This is a genomic window from Sorangium sp. So ce362 (assembly GCF_051519845.1).
GTDB lineage: Bacteria > Myxococcota_A > Polyangia > Polyangiales > Polyangiaceae > Sorangium.
On sequence record NZ_CP150332.1, the window covers coordinates 4,224,192 to 4,240,627 of the forward strand.

At 71.8% G+C, this 16,436-nt stretch carries 11 protein-coding genes and 1 pseudogene; 10 read left to right on the forward strand and 2 right to left on the reverse strand.

The window, feature by feature from the left end:
- Positions 1-17 precede the first annotated feature (17 nt).
- The 3 genes from WMF17_RS16390 to WMF17_RS16400 are packed head-to-tail and all read left to right on the forward strand — an operon-like array spanning position 18 to position 6,497.
- Positions 18-1,253: a DUF6361 family protein gene (locus WMF17_RS16390; protein ID WP_437650369.1), complete on the forward strand. Its 1,236-nt coding sequence runs from the start codon at positions 18-20 to the stop codon at positions 1,251-1,253.
- Positions 1,237-3,150, forward strand: a complete 1,914-nt coding sequence (locus tag WMF17_RS16395) for a phospholipase D family protein (RefSeq protein WP_437650371.1) — start codon at positions 1,237-1,239, stop codon at positions 3,148-3,150. The genes WMF17_RS16390 and WMF17_RS16395 overlap by 17 nt, the downstream gene beginning before the upstream one ends.
- Positions 3,147-6,497: a DEAD/DEAH box helicase gene (locus WMF17_RS16400; RefSeq protein WP_437650373.1), complete on the forward strand. Its 3,351-nt coding sequence runs from the start codon at positions 3,147-3,149 to the stop codon at positions 6,495-6,497. The genes WMF17_RS16395 and WMF17_RS16400 overlap by 4 nt, the downstream gene beginning before the upstream one ends.
- A gap of 99 nt (positions 6,498-6,596) precedes the next feature.
- Here the strand turns inward: WMF17_RS16400 and WMF17_RS16405 are convergent, their stop codons facing one another.
- Positions 6,597-6,983 carry a DUF4280 domain-containing protein gene (locus WMF17_RS16405; protein WP_437491805.1) on the reverse strand — a complete coding sequence of 129 codons (387 nt, stop codon included), beginning with the start codon at positions 6,981-6,983 and terminating at the stop codon, positions 6,597-6,599.
- A gap of 119 nt (positions 6,984-7,102) precedes the next feature.
- Positions 7,103-8,317, reverse strand: a complete 1,215-nt coding sequence (locus WMF17_RS16410; protein WP_437650374.1) for an eCIS core domain-containing protein — start codon at positions 8,315-8,317, stop codon at positions 7,103-7,105.
- A 360-nt stretch (positions 8,318-8,677) separates the two neighbouring features.
- Between WMF17_RS16410 and WMF17_RS16415 the strand changes: the two genes are divergently transcribed.
- The 7 genes and pseudogenes from WMF17_RS16415 to tssC all read left to right on the forward strand — a co-directional run bounded on the left by WMF17_RS16415 (position 8,678) and on the right by tssC (position 16,424).
- Positions 8,678-9,571 (forward strand): hypothetical protein, encoded by an 894-nt coding sequence (locus WMF17_RS16415; RefSeq protein WP_437650376.1) that lies wholly within the window; start codon positions 8,678-8,680, stop codon positions 9,569-9,571.
- Positions 9,572-10,122: 551 nt separating this feature from the next.
- Positions 10,123-10,326: pseudogene (locus WMF17_RS16420) on the forward strand (AMP-binding protein); the annotation flags it as partial.
- A gap of 198 nt (positions 10,327-10,524) precedes the next feature.
- Positions 10,525-11,574, forward strand: coding sequence for a hypothetical protein (locus tag WMF17_RS16425; protein WP_437650378.1), 1,050 nt, complete (start codon positions 10,525-10,527; stop codon positions 11,572-11,574).
- Positions 11,575-11,601: 27 nt separating this feature from the next.
- The gene (locus tag WMF17_RS16430; protein ID WP_437650380.1) at positions 11,602-12,591 is read left to right on the forward strand and encodes a type VI secretion system protein IglI family protein; all 990 of its coding nucleotides are present in this window, start codon (positions 11,602-11,604) and stop codon (positions 12,589-12,591) included.
- On the forward strand, positions 12,588-13,484 hold the full coding sequence (locus WMF17_RS16435; protein ID WP_437650381.1) for a hypothetical protein: 897 nt from the start codon (positions 12,588-12,590) through the stop codon (positions 13,482-13,484). Before WMF17_RS16430 ends, WMF17_RS16435 begins: the two co-directional genes overlap by 4 nt.
- A gap of 30 nt (positions 13,485-13,514) precedes the next feature.
- Positions 13,515-14,735, forward strand: coding sequence for a type VI secretion system contractile sheath small subunit (locus tag WMF17_RS16440; RefSeq protein ID WP_437650383.1), 1,221 nt, complete (start codon positions 13,515-13,517; stop codon positions 14,733-14,735).
- Between the two features lie 78 nt (positions 14,736-14,813).
- Entirely contained in the window at positions 14,814-16,424 is a 1,611-nt protein-coding gene (gene tssC / locus WMF17_RS16445) for a type VI secretion system contractile sheath large subunit (protein ID WP_437603029.1), read from the forward strand.
- The last annotated feature ends 12 nt before the right edge of the window (positions 16,425-16,436 follow it).

The following is a 16,436-nucleotide window of genomic DNA, read 5'->3' on the forward strand; positions in this document are numbered from 1 at the left end:
GCGGAAAGGAGCTTGCGTTGATCTCGACGTTCACCTGGCTGGATCATTCGGATCGGGAGCGGCAGCGGGTCCTCGAGGCGATCGACCGCTTCAAGGAGAGCGACACGCGCGACGAGCTCGGGCTCGGCGGCATCCGCGACGCCTTCGCGGACCTGTTCTTCCCGGGCACAAGCGTCATCCAGACGCGGGCGAGGTACTTCCTGTTCGTGCCCTGGATCTACCGCGAACTCGAGGCGCGCAAGACGCCCTCGAGCGAGATCGAGGCCAGGGCGCGCAGGGCGGAGACGAGGCTCATCCAGGTGCTGAAGGCGTCCGACGACCCGCTCGGCACGATCGGGGGCCTCGCCGGCGAGACGCTGAAACGGCTGCCGAGCAACGTGTACTGGCTCGGCCTCGAGGCCTGGGGCATCCGTGCCTTCGATGGCTCGCAGGACGACTATCACCGCTCCCTCGACCGCTTCTACGCCGCGCGCGACCGCGCCGGGCGCGACGACGACGGCGAGAGCCTCGACGGGCGCGCGCGCCGCAACTGGCACGCCGCGATCCCGGATCCCCCCGAGGATTTCCCGGGCGAGGCCGGCTTCGCCTTGCGGCGCGAGGAGGCACGCTATCTCGTCGAACGGATCCAGCTCTCTGCGCCGCGCTCGCTGCTCGCCTTCCTGGCGGACCGCGGCCGCCCGGCGGCGGTCGACTTTGTCTGGATGCACCCCCAGCTCGGTGAGCTCTCCGGCGAGGTGCAGGAGGCGCTTGCGCACGCGCGGCTGCTCGCGGAGACGATGCAAGGCGCGGCGTGGCTCTACAACGTGCTGCTCGCCGAGGAGCGCGCGAAATCGACCGCAAACGGCGAGGCGGTGGAGCGGTTCCGGGGCGAGCTCGCCGACTGGTCCGAAGAGATGCGCCGTCGGCGCGCGGCGATCGCGGCCTGGGACCGCTCCGCCTTCTGGCGTCTCGTCCGCCAGCGCACGCGCGTGGCAGGGTCGACAGAGGCGTTCGTCGAGGGCTGGCTCAGGCTCACGCCCTGGGACAAGCCGGGCGGCGGGGCTGACGACAAGACGGCGCGCGCGCTGGTGTGGCAGCGGGAGCAGCAGCTCAAGGGCGGCCGGGCGCGGCTCACCAACCCGCGCGCGCTGGAGCTCTGGGGCGGTGAGTCGGGCACGGCGCGCCTCAGTTACCGGTGGCCGTCGGCGAGCCGGCTGCTCGCCGATCTGTACACGGCCCTGGGCCGGGGAGGGGACGATGCTTCAGCCGGGTGATCGCCGGGTGCTCCTCGAGGCGCTGCGGCCGCCGGACGGCTACGTCGTCGACCGGACCCTCGCCACGACCTACTCGCTCGACCTTGTCGCCTTGCTTGTCGCGCCGCTGTCGTTCTCGCTCTTCGACCGGATCGCACGCCGCGGGGATCCAGCGGCCGGCGAGGCCGAGCCGCTGGGGGCGACGGCGCTGCTCCAGGCCGTGCGCGCCCATGCCGAGAAGCTCGTGGTGTTCTGCCAGGCGGGTTGTATCGCGCGCCCGGCGCAGTACCGCCAGCTCCTCGCCTACCTGGAAGGGTCCGTCGTCCAGGTGCGCGCGCGAAGCGAACAGGGGGTGTTCCACCCCAAGGTATGGGTGCAGCGCTTCACCTCGGCCGACGGCCCCGTGCGATATCGGGTCCTGGTCAACTCGCGTAATCTCACCTTCGATCGATCGTGGGACACGATGCTCTCGCTGGAGGGCGAGCTCAAGGACCGCACCAACGCGATCGGCCGGAATCATCCGCTCGGGGACTTCCTTGCGGCGCTCCCTGGCCTCGCGGTGCGCCCCGTCTCCGGGCGGGTGGCCACGGACACCGCGCTCCTTGCCGACGAGGTGCGCCGCGTCGCCTTCGAGGAGCCGGAGGGGTTCGAGGATCTCAAGTTCTGGCCCCTCGGCCATGACGACAAGACGCGGTGGCCGTTCGACACGCGGATCGATCGGATGCTTGTGATCTCGCCATTCCTCGCGGCCGAGACGCTCGGGCGACTGACCACGACCGGGAGCGGCCACGTGCTCGTTTCGCGCACCGAGGAGCTCGCCCGCGTCTCCCCCGCGACATTCGCCCGCTTCGACGAGGTGCACGTCCTCAACGAAGGAGCGGAGGGCGAGGACGATGACGCCGGCGGGGACGTTGAAGCCGGCGAGGCGAACACCGCGGAGACGGCCGCGCGCGGGCTTCACGCCAAGCTCTATATCGCCGATGCGGGGCGGAACGCGGAGGTATGGACGGGATCCGCCAACGCGACGCGAGCGGCGTTCCACGAGAACGTCGAGCTCCTCGTCCAGCTCACGGGAAAGAAGGGCAAGGTGGGCATCGACGCCGCGCTCGGCGACGGCGGCGGGTCGGCCGCCCTGCGGGCGCTCCTCGTGGCGTTCACGCCGTCCGGGGACGCCGTGCCACAAGACCCCGTCGACGCGGCGCTCGACCGTCGGCTACGCGCCCTGCGCCTCGCGCTCGGGAGCGCTCCATGGCGGGCGAAGGTCGAGCTCGAGGCCGCGCCGGGTGACGGCACCGAGCGCTACAGCGTCCACCTCCGCGCGGAGGGGGCGCGGCTCGACCTCGGGCCGGGCACCGAGGTGCGCTGCTGGCCGATCGCGCTCCCGCCGGATCACGCGACCGGCCTCTCGCTGTCCAGCGCCGGAGCGTCGGCCACCTTCTCCCGGTGCTCGTTTCAGGCCCTGACGAGCTTCTTCGCCTTCCGCGCCGTGGCGCAGGAAGGCGCGCGGACAGAGCAGATCGTCTTCGTTGTCAACGTCCCGCTCGACGGGGCGCCGGAGCACCGGCACGCGCGCATCCTCCTGGCGATGCTCGATGATCCAGCCAAGGTGATGCGCTTTCTCCGGATGCTCCTCGCGCTCGATCCGGTGGAGGGCATCGAGGAGCTGCTCGACGCCGAGGGCACCGCGGAAGGGGCTGCCGCCCGCTGGTCCGGCGGGGGCTCGGGGACGCCGCTGCTCGAGGCCCTTCTCCGGGCGCTCGACCACGAGCCGGAGCGGCTGCGCGAGTTCGAGCGCGCGGTGCGGGAGCTCGGGACCACGCCGGAGGGCGCTGCCGTGCTGCCGCCCGATCTCGGGCGCATCTGGGAGCCCATTCGCGCCGCCTGGGAGGCGCAGCGCTCCAGAGGAGGCCGGTCATGAGCGGAGGCACGGAGGTGCGCGTCGCCGACGCGGTGCTGGCGGGGCTCAAGGACTTCCAGCGGCGGACGGTCGATTGGGTGTTCGAGCGGCTCTACGAGGACGAGGGCGGGAGTTGCCGCTTTCTCGTGGCGGACGAGGTCGGTCTCGGCAAGACGCTCGTCGCCCGCGGCGTGATCGCGCGCGCGATCGATCACCTGCGCGCGACGGTGCCGCGGATCGACGTGCTGTACATCTGCTCGAACGGTGACATCGCGAGGCAGAACATCCAGCGGCTGAAGCTCGATGGAGACGGTCACGTGGCCCTGGCGTCGCGCCTGACCATGCTCCCGCTCGAGGTGAGCAAGCTCAAGAGCACGAGCACCGGGGTCAATTTCATCTCGTTCACGCCGGCGACGTCGTTCGATGTACGCGACGGGCTGGGCCAGGCGCAGGAGCGGGTGCTGCTCTACTGGATGCTCCGCAAGGCGTGGGGGCTCGGCGCCGGCAAGGCGATGATCAACGTGTTTCGTGGTCACGTCGGCGCGGACCGGTTCCGCGAGCGGCTCGACGGCTTCGACACCTCCTTGATCGACGTCACCGCCCAGGATGCGTTCGAGAAGGCGCTCTCCAGGCGCGTGGCGCAGGAGAGGGCGGGCGGCGCGATCGATCTGCGCGCGCAGCTCGACGCGCTCTGCCAGGCCTTCTCCTCGTCGACCCGGGTGATCGACAAGGAGACCGGCCGCGCCCGCGGCCGCTTCGTCGGCGCGCTCCGGTCGGTGCTGGCGGAGAGCTGCGTCGAGGCGCTCGAGCCCGATATCGTGATCCTCGACGAGTTCCAGCGCTTCAGCCACCTGCTCGACGACGACGACGACGAGGCGAGCGTGCTCGCGCGCGCCGTGTTCGAGTATCCGAAGGTCCGGGTGCTGCTCCTGTCGGCGACTCCCTACAAGATGTACACGCTGAGCGAGGAGGGGGGCGAGGACGACCACTACCGCGACTTCGTGCGCACCATCCGCTTTCTCGAGGGGAAGACGGGTGACGCCAGCGGGATCGAGGACGAGATGGAAGCGTACCAGTCCGCCGTCCTCGGGCTGACGCAGGCCGAGGGGCCCGAGCGCCTCCGCGCGGCGACCGGGCGGCTCAGGGAGCGGCTCCGTCGGGTGATGGTCCGGACCGAGCGGCTCGCCTCGACGCCGGACCGGAACGGGATGCTCGTCGAGGTGCCCGGAGCGCCGCTGGAGCTTCGTTCGAGCGATGTGCTCGACTACCTCGCCGTGCAGGCGGTGTCGCGGGTGGTCGGGCAGCAGGACGCCATCGAGTACTGGAAGAGCGCGCCTTATGTGCTCAGCTTCCTGGACGAGGGTTACAAACTCAAGACCGAGCTGCGCAAGGCGCTCGACGCGGGCGACCAGAGGATGCCTGTCGCCCGCGCCTTGTCGCTCTCTCCGACGGCCACGCTGCCCTGGGACAACGTCCACCATTACAAGGAAGTCGAGCCAGGCAACCCACGGATGCGGGCGCTGGTGGACGAGTTCCTCGGTACCGGCGCGCACCGCCTGCTCTGGATCCCGCCTGCGATGCCCTACTACGCGCTCGGCGGGCCGTTCGCGGACGCGGGCGTGGCGCGGCTGACGAAGCGGCTCGTCTTCTCGTCGTGGCGGGTCGTCCCCCGGACGATCGCGGCGATGCTGAGCTACGAGGTCGAGCGACGGGTGTTCAGCGAGGATACGGCCGCGGAGTACACGACGGAGTACCGGGCGGGGCGGCGCGGGTCGCTGCGCTTCGGTGCCGAGGCCGATGGCCGCCTGACCGGCATGGCCGTGCTCGCGTTGCTCTACCCGAGCCTCTACCTCGCGGAAGCGTGCGATCCCGCGAAGCTTTCGGTCGAGCTCGCGCGGGACCGGTCGTGCGGCGGCGCGCCGTGCGGCCTGGGCGCGATCCCCGCGACAGACATCCTTCAGCTGGCGAAGGAGCAGATCCAGTTCGCCGTGGAGAGGCACCTGCCCCGCACCCGGGCGGACGGCCCTGCGGACGAGCGCTGGTACTGGGCCGCCCCGTTGCTCCTCGACCGCAAGCTCAGGCAGGCGACGACGGTGGCCTGGTTCCAGCAGGAGGACCTCGCGGCGGCATGGTCCGGCGCGGCGGACGCCGACGCGCCTGTCGAGGGCGAGGAGCGCGCCGGGCGGGGCCGCTGGGCGGAGCATGTCGAGGAGGCGCGGGCTGTCGCGCTCGGCGGCGCGGCCGTGGCGACGTCGGCGGAGGGGCAGAAAGCGCTCGGGCGGATGCCCGACGACCTTGTCGATGTCCTGGCGCACCTCGCCATCGGCGGGCCTGCGGTGACCATGTTCCGGGCGATGCTCCATGTCGTGGGCGGGGAATCCGCCCTCGACGAGGCGGCGCGGACGGCCCTGCGCAACGGCGCGGGGACCACCGCGTGGGCGTTCCGCGCGCGGTTCAACCAGCCCGAGGTTGTGGCGCTCCTGCGCGGCATGCGGCGGGGCGATGATGCGACGCCGTACTGGCGGCAGGTCCTCAACTACTGCGTCAACGGCTGTCTCCAGGCGGTGCTCGACGAGTACGTGCACGTGCTCCGCGATCACCTGGGCCTGCTCGCCGGGACGATAGGCGAGCGCGTCCACGAGGTCGCGGACGAGATCGTGGAAGCGATCGAGCTCCGGACGTCACGGGTCGCCATCGACGACCTCGCGCGCAGCGAGGCCGGCCGCACGGTGAAGCGCGTGAGCCGCAACCTGCGGACGCATTTCGCTCTCCGGTATGGAGATGAGCGGTCGGAGGACGGGTCCCTTGTGACGCGCGCTGACCATGTGCGCAAAGCGTTCAACTCACCGTTCTGGCCATTTGTGCTGTCGACGACCTCTGTCGGCCAGGAAGGGCTCGACTTTCATACGTACTGTCACGCCGTCGTGCACTGGAACGTGCCGTCGAACCCGGTCGACTTCGAGCAGCGTGAGGGCCGCGTTCATCGCTACAAGGGCCACGCGGTGCGCAAGAACATCGCCGAGGCGCACGGGGAGGCGGCGCTCCACGACGGCGACCGCGATCGCTGGGAGGCGATGTTCGCCCGCGCCCTGGAGCGGCGCTCTGCGGACACGACCCACATCGTACCGTACTGGATCTTCCTCGAGGGCGCGGCGCGCATCGAGCGGCATGTCCCTGCGCTGCCGCTCAGCCAGGATCGAGAGCGCATCCAGCGACTGCGCAGCTCCCTCGCCGTCTATCGTATGGTCTTCGGCCAGCCGCGACAGGAGGACCTTGTCGCCTACCTGATCGAGCGGGTACCCCGGTCGGAGCTGGACGAGCTGATGGCGGAGCTGCGCATTGACCTGAGCCCGGACGGCGGTGCGTGAGGGTGCGTGAGCCTGAAGCGCTGTACACTCTTTCCACCCTCCTCCGGGACGCGCTCCTCGCTCCCTCGTTGAGGACGAAAGCTGGCCCCGGCGGCGCGCTCAGCCGTCGATGACCTTGGTCTGGCCGGGGTTCAGGATCTGGATGACACCGCCCCAGGCGCACATCAGCTTGGCGGCGCTGTCGAGGGCGGGCATGCCCTTGAGGAGCACCTTGGTGCTCCCCGGGATCCAGGTGCCGGCGGGGACGGGGACGCAGGGCATGGGGGTGAGGACGCCGAGGGCGGCGGCGGTGGCCGCGGCGACGGTGGGGTTCGCCAGGGAGGAGCAGGCGCCGAAGGGGAGGACATTGAGCACCGGGGCGCAGTCCGAGATGTTGGCGGCGGGCAGGGTGGCCATGGCCTGGTGGACGGGGAGGGCCATCAGCGTGGCGGGGGCCATGCCGAAGCTGCACATCGTTGTGGCGCCCGCGCAGACTTGAACGGCCATGGCGGGGGAGGATAGGGGAGGGGGGCGATGAAGGGCCAGATTTCGAGCGGGCCGGCTCCCTCCGGAGGTCTCCAGCGCTGCGCCGAAGACGCCCACGTCGATCTCGGCTCCTCCGCTCTTCAGCTCTCGTCGTCCAGCGTCTCGTACATCACCCTCGGCCCCGGCGCCGCCCCGCCCTCGGGGACCGGCACCCGCGCCGCGCGCAGCACGTCGAGCGCGAACGTCGAGCACTGGCGCTTGTCCAGGCTGTATCGGTATCGCCCCGACTCGTACTCCGCGATCTTCGCCATCGCCGCCCGCGCCTGCTCCCCCGTGATCGCGTAGTCCCGCGTCTTCACCCCTGGCCTGTCGAAGGCGCCTTTGTCGTCGTGCACCACGCCCTCGACGCCCCTCCTGAGCCGCCCCAGGTCCCGCTGCGGGTCGTAGCTCGAATACCGGGCCGGCGAGAACCCGAACGCCCGTCGCTCCCCGCTCGGCTCCTCGATCGCCACGAAGCTGTGTCCCGCCACCGGCTCGGGCAGCTCCCTGTCGTGCATGTAGGCGCCCACCAGCAGCCGATAGCTCCCCTTCGCCTGCGCCCCGCCGCTCTTCGCCTGCGCTCCCGCTGGCCCTCCCGCCCCGCCGGGCGCCGGCCCCGACGACCCGGGCCCGCTCTTCCCCTGCGCCGCCGCCTTCCCGTGCCGGTCCGCCTCGGCCTCCAGCTCGAAATCCTGCACCACCGCCACGCCGTCGCCGAAGGGGTTGGCGACCCGCCCCTCCCGCTGCTGCACGACGTGCGTGAGCTCGTGGCCGAGGAGCTCCTGGCCATAGTGCGTGTGCGGCTGGTAATGCTCCGGCGCGAAGTAGAGATCAGAGCCGAGCGTGAAGGCGAGCGCCCCGATCGAGGAGGCCTCGGGGCCGACGTGGACCCGCACGTCCGAGAAATCGGCTCCGAAATAGCGCTCCATGCGGAGCTGCACCGAGGGCGGGAGCTTCTGCCCGGCCTTCGCCGGGCCCTCCAGGAAGCCGGTGGGCGGCTGGAACGCGTGGACGTCCGCCTCCTTGCGCTGCGCCGCCCCGGCGGCCCGGGGCGCCGCGCCGAAGGGCGCCCGCGGCTGGGCGACGGTGGCGGGGTGCGGCGGCCTCGGCGCGAAGCTGAGCCCGGGGCGGGGCTGAGCGACGGTGGCGGGGTGCGGGGGCCGCTGCCGTGGGTCCATGGCGGCGCGCGGCTGCGCGGCGGTGGCCGGGTGCGGCGGCAGGACCGTGCGGGCGAAGCGCTGGACCGCCGTGCCCGCAGGGACGCGGCGCTCGGGGAAGAAGGCCTGGATGACGCGGGGGGGCGCAGCGGGACGCATGGCCGATGACGAGCAGGGTATCACCCCTGCCCGCGGAGGCTCCAGAAGCTTGCCGAAGAACCCGGCTCCGCGCGCACGGCGTTTCACCGAGGGCCTGGGGTGTTGCAGATGGGACCGCGGTCCTGTCGGTGGTCGATTTGCGGTCACATTTCGTCGCTGGTTTTTCCCAGGACCGCATTACGTGCAACCGCACGAGTGGTGCGCACAAAATCAGCTGTTTCGGCGGATTTCTCGCTGGCACCACCCAGCGGTATCGATACGTTATGCCGCGCGAGCGCCCCGCCGCGGCCGGTCGGCTATCGGTAGCTCGTGTGCACCAGCCCCCTCTGGCCACGGCGTCCACCGCCCATAGAGCCCCGCATGCCGACGCTCGAGCACAATGGCATCGTCGAGATGTTCCGCGAGAACCCCGAGCTCGCGCCCCATTTCATGACGACTCTGTTCCACGTGGACGTGCCGCCGCACGCTTCCGCGGCGGTGGTCGAGTCGTCGCTCGATCAGCTCCTCCCGGTCGAGTTCCGCGCCGACCTGGTGCTCGAGCTGCGGGATGCCGCCGGTGCGCTCGTGCTGGCGATCGTCGTCGAGGTCCAGCGCGAGGAGGATCGGGATAAGAAGTACTCCTGGCCGGTGTACGTCGCCGTCGTGCGCGCCAGGAAGCGCTGCGACACGGCCGTCCTCGTGGTCGCGACGGACGCGGTCGTGGCCGCCTGGGCGGCGGAGGACATCGATCTCGGGCTGGGGCTCGGGCATGTCAAGCCGCTGGTGCTCGGTCCGACAGTCATGCCGGCGATCACCGACCTGGCCGAGGCGGAGAGAGAGGTCGAGCTCGCCGTGCTCGCGGCGGTGGCGCACGGCAATGACCCCAACGGCATGGCCGTGGTGCAGGCGGCCGTCCACGCGCTGGCGCGGCTCGACTTGGACCATGCGGCGGTGTATTTTCAGATCATCTACGACGCGCTGCGCGAGCCCATGAGGCGGGCTCTGGAGGCATTGGTCATGGAGCGGCAGACCCAAGGCAAGGCGACGTTCCCCCCGTTCGCGCAGAAGATCTTCGAGCGCGGCATCAGCGAGGGCTTCCGTGACGGCGAGCTCCAAGGGAAGCGCGACGTGCTGTTCCGGCTGCTCGCGCGGGCGGGGATTGCGCTCTCGGACGAGCAGCGTGACCGCATCCTGGCGTGTGAGGACGGCACCACCCTGGATCGGTGGGCGGAGAACGTTCTGGGGGCGAAGACCGCTGCCGACGTGCTCCCCTGAGGCAACCCTGCGCCCGCCGGCCGTCCCGGCCGCGGTGTCGGCACCGCTGGAGCCGGGGCGGGATCCAGCCCTGATCGCAAACACGCAACCAGCGCCGCCGGGTGGTGGCCGGATTTGAACATGAAGGCGGGAAAGCGGGAAGAAAAGATCAATGATCTTCCTGCCTTCCCGCCTTCATGTGAAACACTCCGGGGCAAATCAGGCCACCACCCGCCGCCGAGGCGCTCCGCTGAGCCCCAGGCGGGGTAACCCGCCCGGCGGCGCCCGCCCGGCCGCACCCGGCACAATGTTGCCATCCATCAGAGGCCGCCGTTACGTTCCCGCCCCTGGACATCCCCGCCGCCCTCCGCTCCCTCGAGCTCTCCCGCGAGGACGACGTCCCCGACCTCGCCTGGCTCGCCGCGAGCCACGACGATCCCCCCGCCTTCTGGTCCGCCCTCGCCGATCACGCCCGCCGCGTCGGCCCCGCCCCGCGCAGCCGCCCCGGCCACGCCTACGACCTCTACCACGACGCCATCGGCCGCCACGCCGGCGCCGGCCGCGCGGCCTTCATCGCCTACCAGCGCCGCGCCGGCTGGCAATCGCTCTCCTATCCGGAGCTCGCCGCCCGCGCCTCCGCCTGCGCCCGGCGCTGGGCCGCCGCCGGCGTCGCGCCCGGCGCCGCCGTCGCCCTCGTCCTTCCCCTCGGCATCCCCTGGCTCATCGCCTTCGGCGCCGCCCTCCGCCTCGGCCTCGTCGTCTCCTTCCTCGCCCCCGCCGGCGAGCGCGCCCTGCTCCGCCGCCTCGAGGCGCTGGACCCCGCCCACGTCGTCGTCGATCCCGCCGCCCCGCCGCCCATCGGGCCCTTCGCCGAGCGCGCCCTGCCGCTCGCCGGCGACGGTCCGCCGCACGCCGCGCCGCCGCATGCCTATGCGCCCGACGAGCCCTGCGCGCGCCTCTTCTCGCCCCTGCGCGTGCCCCTCGCCGAGCCGGTGGACCTGCCCGCGAGCGCCGCGTGGCAGCGCGCCCTCCACGACGCCGTTGTCGCGTATCGCCTCGGCCCCGGCGACGCCCTCGCGCTCCCCGGTTTCCACCCCCAGCAGCATCACCCCGCGGCGATCCTCGCGGCCCTGCTCGCGGGCGCCACCTTCGTGCACCTCACCCCCGCCGACGTCCTCTCGCGCCCGGCCCTCCTGCAAGAGCAGCCCATCACCACCCTCGGCATCACCCCGGCGCTCTGCGAGGCGCTGCGCAAGGCGCCGATCGCGCGGCCGCCGAAGCTGCGCCAGTGGGTGCGGAGCGTCGACGAGCCGCTCGACTGGGTGGCCTGGAACGATCTCGTCAAGAAGAACGACCTCGCCGGCGTGCCCTCCACGAATCTCCTCGTCGACGCCGCCGCCGGCGGCGCCGTGCTCTTCTCCACGCGGCGCCCCGGCAGCGTCCAGGCGCTCGCGCTGCCGGCGGCCGGGCAACCCTACGCCCTCTTCGACGCGACCGGGAGCGGCGAGCCCGCTGCCGGGGGCGCAGGCGTCTTCGTGCCGATGCCCGACGGCGATCCGAAGAAGGACGGGTGGTTCGTGCTCGCGCGGCGCGGCACGGAGCACCTGTGGGGCGGCACGCTCGTCCCCCGCCGCGCCGGGCGGGCCTTCCCGGCCGCGGAGCTCGCGGAGCGGGTCTCGGAGGTGCCCGGCATCCTGGGCGCCTGCGTGGTGCCCATCCCCACCGGAGACCCGGGGGCGCGCTGGGCCTTCCTCCTCCTCGCGTTCGCGGGCGCGCCGCCGGACGGCACCCCCGCGCGCGCCGCGCTCTCCGATGCGATCGACGCCGCCATCCGCGAGGACCTCGGCGACGATTTCCTCCCCGATCGCGTCACCGTGCTCCCCCTCTACCCCCGCATGCAGGGCCGGAAAGTGGACGCCGCGTGGTGCCAGCGGCAATACTCGTCGGGCTTCCTGGCGGCGAAAGCGCAGCACCCCGTATTCCGCCGCCTCGCCGGGCTGCGGGGCCTGGTCCTCGGGGCGTGAGCGCGGGCCGCCGCACGGATCCGCTGCATGATCGATATCGCCCTCGCCTCGCGCGCGCTCGACGGCCCCGGTCAGGACATGGCCGAGTCGGCCGTCGACGCGCTCGTGCGCCTCGTCCAGGCGGGTGAACATCAGGAGGCGGCGAGGCAGGCGACGAAGGCGCTCGCGGCGGGGGGGACCGACGTCCGGGCGATCGCCGCGCTCCTCCTCGGCGTCTTCGGGGAGCGGGGACCGGCGGCGCTCCCGGGAATGCTGGACGTCCTGACCGGCGCGACCGGGCGGCGCTGGGAGGCGCTCCGGCCCGCGGCGCGGCGGGATCGGGCGGTGGACTCCGCGCTCTGCCTGCTGTTCCGGAGCGTGAAGGCGAGCATCGATTTCCACGAGAGCGCGCGCGACGCCACCTGGCGCGCATGGGTGGAGCAGGTGGACCGCGATCTGGCGCGCGCCTGCCTGGAGGCCGCCGCCGCCTTCGAGGCCGCCGCCGCCGAGCGGATCGCGTCCCCGCGCTGCGTCGTGGAGCTCGCCGGCCTGAAGACGCGGGTCGAGCTCTGCCTGCAGAGGATGCCCCAGCGCGAGCCCCCGCCGGAGCCGGTCGCCGCCGCCCCGGAAGCGGGCGCGGGCGAGGACGCGGCCGCGAAGGACGTGGATGCGGACGCAGGCGCGGCGCCCCCTGCCGCCGGGATCGCGCAGAGCGAGCCCGCGCCGCAGGCGCCAGGGGCGCGGATGATCCAGGTCTCGCCGGCGCTGGAGCGGTTCATTCGCAAGCTCGAGGCGTTCGCCGGGCTCGTCGAGCAGGGCGAGATGGGCAAGGCCGCGATCGTGGCCCGGGACATCAAGGCCGCGGTCGACGACTTCGATCCGCGCGTCTACCTGCCCGCGCTCCTCGCGCCCCATTTCCGCCTGCTCAGCACGCATATCGAGGCGATCGCGCCGCACTGGGCCGCGGCGGACAGCCCGGCGTGGGAGGCGCTGGAGCAGCTCTATCGGGTCGATCTCGACGCCTTCCTCGAGCCTTGAGCGACGCGATGACCGCCGCCCGGGAGCGCCCCGACGAGGATCCCGCCGAAGAGGACGGCCCCGCGGCGCTCGAGGCGGCCATCCGCCGGCGCGCGAGCGCGCTCGACGCGCCGGCGCTGATCGCGCTGCTCCGGGAGAAGCTCCCCGACCGCGCCATCCGGTTCCGCTGCCACCCGTCGCTCTCCACCCGCTCCGCGATCGTGCACGACGTCGAGATCGCGTCCGATCACGTGGTGGTGACCCTGAACCTCGGGCTCCGGAGCAGCACGAGCCCGCTGCCCTCGTATTTCCTGGAGCTGCTCGCGCACCCGCGCGCCGGCCCGGCGCTGGAGGGCGTCCTCGCGATGCTCGACGATCGCCTGCTCCGCGACCGCGTGGACGCCCTCCTGCCCGAGCGCTCCGAGCGGCTCTTCCCCCGCGCGGCGGACGTGCGCCGCGACGCGCTCGCGCTGGCGCGGCCGGCCTCGCCGCTCGCGCTCCACTGGCTGCTCGAGAAGGTCTACCCCGAGCTCGGGGTGAGCGTGCGCCGCGCGCCCGTGCGGCGCGGCATGCCGGCGCAGGATCCGCGCCTCGGGCAGGCGGTGCTCGGCTTCGCGGCGCTCGGGGGCGAGGCGGAGATCACGGCGCCCGGGCTCGACGCGATCCTCGTCGCCGAGGAGTCCACCACCTGGAGCGGCGCGCCCTGGGCCGCGGAGGCGCGGCGCCGCCTCGATGCGCGCGTCCTGCCCGCCCTCGGCGATACGGGCCTTCACCTCCGCGTCATCCTGCTCGATCGCCAGGCCGATGGCCGGCTCGAGCTGGTGGGCGCGTCCCACCTCGGATTCGAGCCGATCGTGCGGGCGCGCCCGCCCAAGGCGACCCTCCTGTTCGAGGGGCGGGTCCCGCCCACGTGACCTGAAAGTTGGTCCGCGGAGGATGGGTGTGTGAGCCTATGCATCGTTCCGGGGAGCAATGGCGTTGCGCAGAGAGCGCCCCTGAGCGTCCACCGTGCCGAGCGAAGAAGGAGGACGGCGTTGAGCAAGCCGATCCAGGAGCAGATCTTTAAGTCGCGCCTGACAATTACCTACCGGACCGACATCACCGGGACGGTGCAGCAGGAGAACCTGCCCTATCGCCTGCTCGTCCTCGGAGAGTTCGCGGGTCGATCCCTCCGTCGAGGGAACCTGCTCCCCGACCTGGGGACGCGGGGCGTCCGCACGATCAAGCGCGGCACCACGGTGAACGATCACCTGCGCGAGGTGATCCCGATCTGGCGGATCCCGGAGGGGGACGAGGCGCTGCGGCCGCTCCGGAGCGCCATCCCCGGGCAGATCCACTTCGACAAGGTGACGTGCCTCATCCCCCTGACCGCGCTCGACAAGCCCGGGGAGACGGCCTTCAGCCTGAGCGGGTCGGCGCACTTCCGGAGCGCGGAGGGCGACAACGGGATGACCGAGATCACCGGCGATGTCCGGGTCCACGGCTCCCTCACGGTGACCATCGCCGATCGCACGGCGACGGCCAAGGGCGCCAAGATCGACCTGACGGGCGCCGTCACCGGGACCTACGTCGATCCGGCGACGAACAAGGTCGTCGGGATCCTCACCGGGTTCCTGGAGATGCGGGGGATCTCGCTCGACGACAAGCGGGTGACGATCTCGCCGGTGGAGGAGGGCGAGGAGGACGGCGCCGCGGCGGCCGCCGGGGACCGGAAGGTGAAGGCCTTCGCGGTCACCGTCGAAGGAGCGCAGTCTGGCCACGCGGAGCGGACGATCCCGTTCACCTCCGTCGACTCGTTCGCTCCGGACGCGGTCGCCACAAGCATTCCCGAGGTGTACCGCCTGCGCGTGCTCAAGCAGCTCCTCCTGGACCTGCAATCGGGGCTCAGGAACCGACCCGATCTGCGCAAGCGGCTGAAGGACATGCTCCCGGGTTATGGCGAGTCCACGGCGGCGATCGAGGCGAAGCTCGCGGGGTTCCGCGAGCTCAAGGCCTGGGCGGGCGAGAGCTTCCCGCTGCTCCAGATCGAGCCGCCCGACGTCGCGCCCCCGGCGGGCGGAGGCGGCGCCCCGGCGGGCGGAGGCGGCGCCCCGGCGGGCGGAGGCGGCGCCCCGGCGGGCGGAGGCGGCGCCCCGGCGGGCGGAGGCGGCGCGGATGGCACCTGAGCACCGGTCCCTTGTGAGAGCGCTCGGCAAGACGAGGCGGGAGAATCAGCGATGGCTCTGACGGACAAAGCGAAAGAGTTGCAAGAGCGCCTCCTCGAGACGCTCGGAGAGACGCCCGGAGATCTCTACAAGAACGGCGATCCCAGCGGCAGTCCCAAGGCGATCATCAGCCTGGCGAGCAAGCCCGCGGCGACCGTCGCCGCCCCCGGGGCGGCCGCCGCCCCCGGGGCGCTGCTGTCCGCGCCGGCCGGCGTGGCCGCGCCGCTCCATTTCGACGATCGCAGCACGGAGCTCAACGAGGGGGCGCGCTTCATGAACGCGCTCGCGGTGCTCCTCGTGAACAGCGCCGACATCAACCGTGACCTGAAGAGCTTCAGCGATATCCTCGACACCATCGGCCGGCTCACCGCGGCGATCGACAAGAAGGTCGCCACGTACCTGGATCTCGTCTACCACGACGACGACTTCCAGGCGCTGGAGGCCGCGTGGCGCGGGCTCGACGACCTCGCGTCGAGCGTGAACGAAGAGGACGTGACCATCGACTTCCTCGACGCGAGCAAGGAGGAGCTCTTCAACGACCTCGTCGACCACAAGTCCGACATCTTCGGCGGGGAGCTCTTCAGGAAGGTCTATATCGAGGAGTACGATCGCTACGGCGGCAAGCCGTTCGCGTCGATGATCGGCCTCTACGAGTTCAACTCCTCGGACGAGGACGTCGAGTGGCTCAGCGCCATGAGCAAGGTCGCGAACGCGAGCCACTGCCCCTTCGTGTCGGCGGTGCACCCGACGTTCTTCCAGCCCAGCAAGACGATGGAGGAGGTCGCCCAGATCGGGGATCTCGACGCGGTGCTCGCGCACCCGAGGTTCGGGAAATGGCAGGCGCTCCGCGACACCGACGCGGCGGCCTACCTCGCCCTCACGCTGCCGCGCTACCTGCTTCGCCACCCCTGGGCGAACGGCGCGTCGATCCAGCGGGGCAACCAGATCGGGTTCGGCGAGACCGTCCACCCCGGCCGCACCGACGACGCGAGCCACTTCCTCTGGGGCAACTCGGCGATCCTCTTCGCCAAGAACATGGTGCGCTCCTACGAGCGGAGCGGGTGGGCGCAGCACATCCGCGGCCCGAAGGGCGGCGGCATCGTCGAGGGGCTCACGGTCCACACGTATACGAAGAACGGCTACGAGGAGATCCAGCCCCCGGTCGAGATCGCCATCCCCGATTACCGCGAGCTCCAGTTCGCGAAGAACGGCTTCATCCCGCTGGTGCACAAGAAGAACGAGGCCACCGCCACGTTCTTCAGCTCCCAGTCGATCAAGAAGCCGCGCCTCTTCGTCGAGGACCTGAACACAAAGAACGCGCACCTGGTGACGAACCTGGCGTATACCTTCTCGGTCACCCGCATCGCCCACTTCGTCAAGCGGATGATGCGCGAGTACATCGGGAGCACCGCCGACGGGCCGTACATCCAGCGGGTCCTCGAGGGCTGGCTCGGCCAGTACGTCACCACGATCACGAACCCCGACGACCTGACGCTGCTCTATTACCCGTTCAAGGCGGTTGCGGTCGAGGTCGAGCCGAAGCCGGGCCCCTTCGGCTGGTACAAGGCGACGCTGTCCGTCCTGCCGCACGTCCAGTTCGAGGGGATGGATGTGGAGCTGCGCCTCGAGGCGGCCCTCGGCGGGCCCTGAGGCCACGAGTCG

Excerpts from the sequence above, each read along its gene's own strand:
- WMF17_RS16395 (WP_437650371.1), top strand. The coding sequence starts at position 1,237 with ATGCTTCAGCCGGGTGATCGCCGGGTGCTCCTCGAGGCGCTGCGGCCG.
- WMF17_RS16400 (WP_437650373.1), top strand. The coding sequence starts at position 3,147 with ATGAGCGGAGGCACGGAGGTGCGCGTCGCCGACGCGGTGCTGGCGGGG.
- WMF17_RS16405 (WP_437491805.1), bottom strand. The coding sequence starts at position 6,983 with ATGGCCGTTCAAGTCTGCGCGGGCGCCACAACGATGTGCAGCTTCGGC.
- WMF17_RS16410 (WP_437650374.1), bottom strand. The coding sequence starts at position 8,317 with ATGCGTCCCGCTGCGCCCCCCCGCGTCATCCAGGCCTTCTTCCCCGAG.
- WMF17_RS16415 (WP_437650376.1), top strand. The coding sequence starts at position 8,678 with ATGCCGACGCTCGAGCACAATGGCATCGTCGAGATGTTCCGCGAGAAC.
- WMF17_RS16430 (WP_437650380.1), top strand. The coding sequence starts at position 11,602 with ATGATCGATATCGCCCTCGCCTCGCGCGCGCTCGACGGCCCCGGTCAG.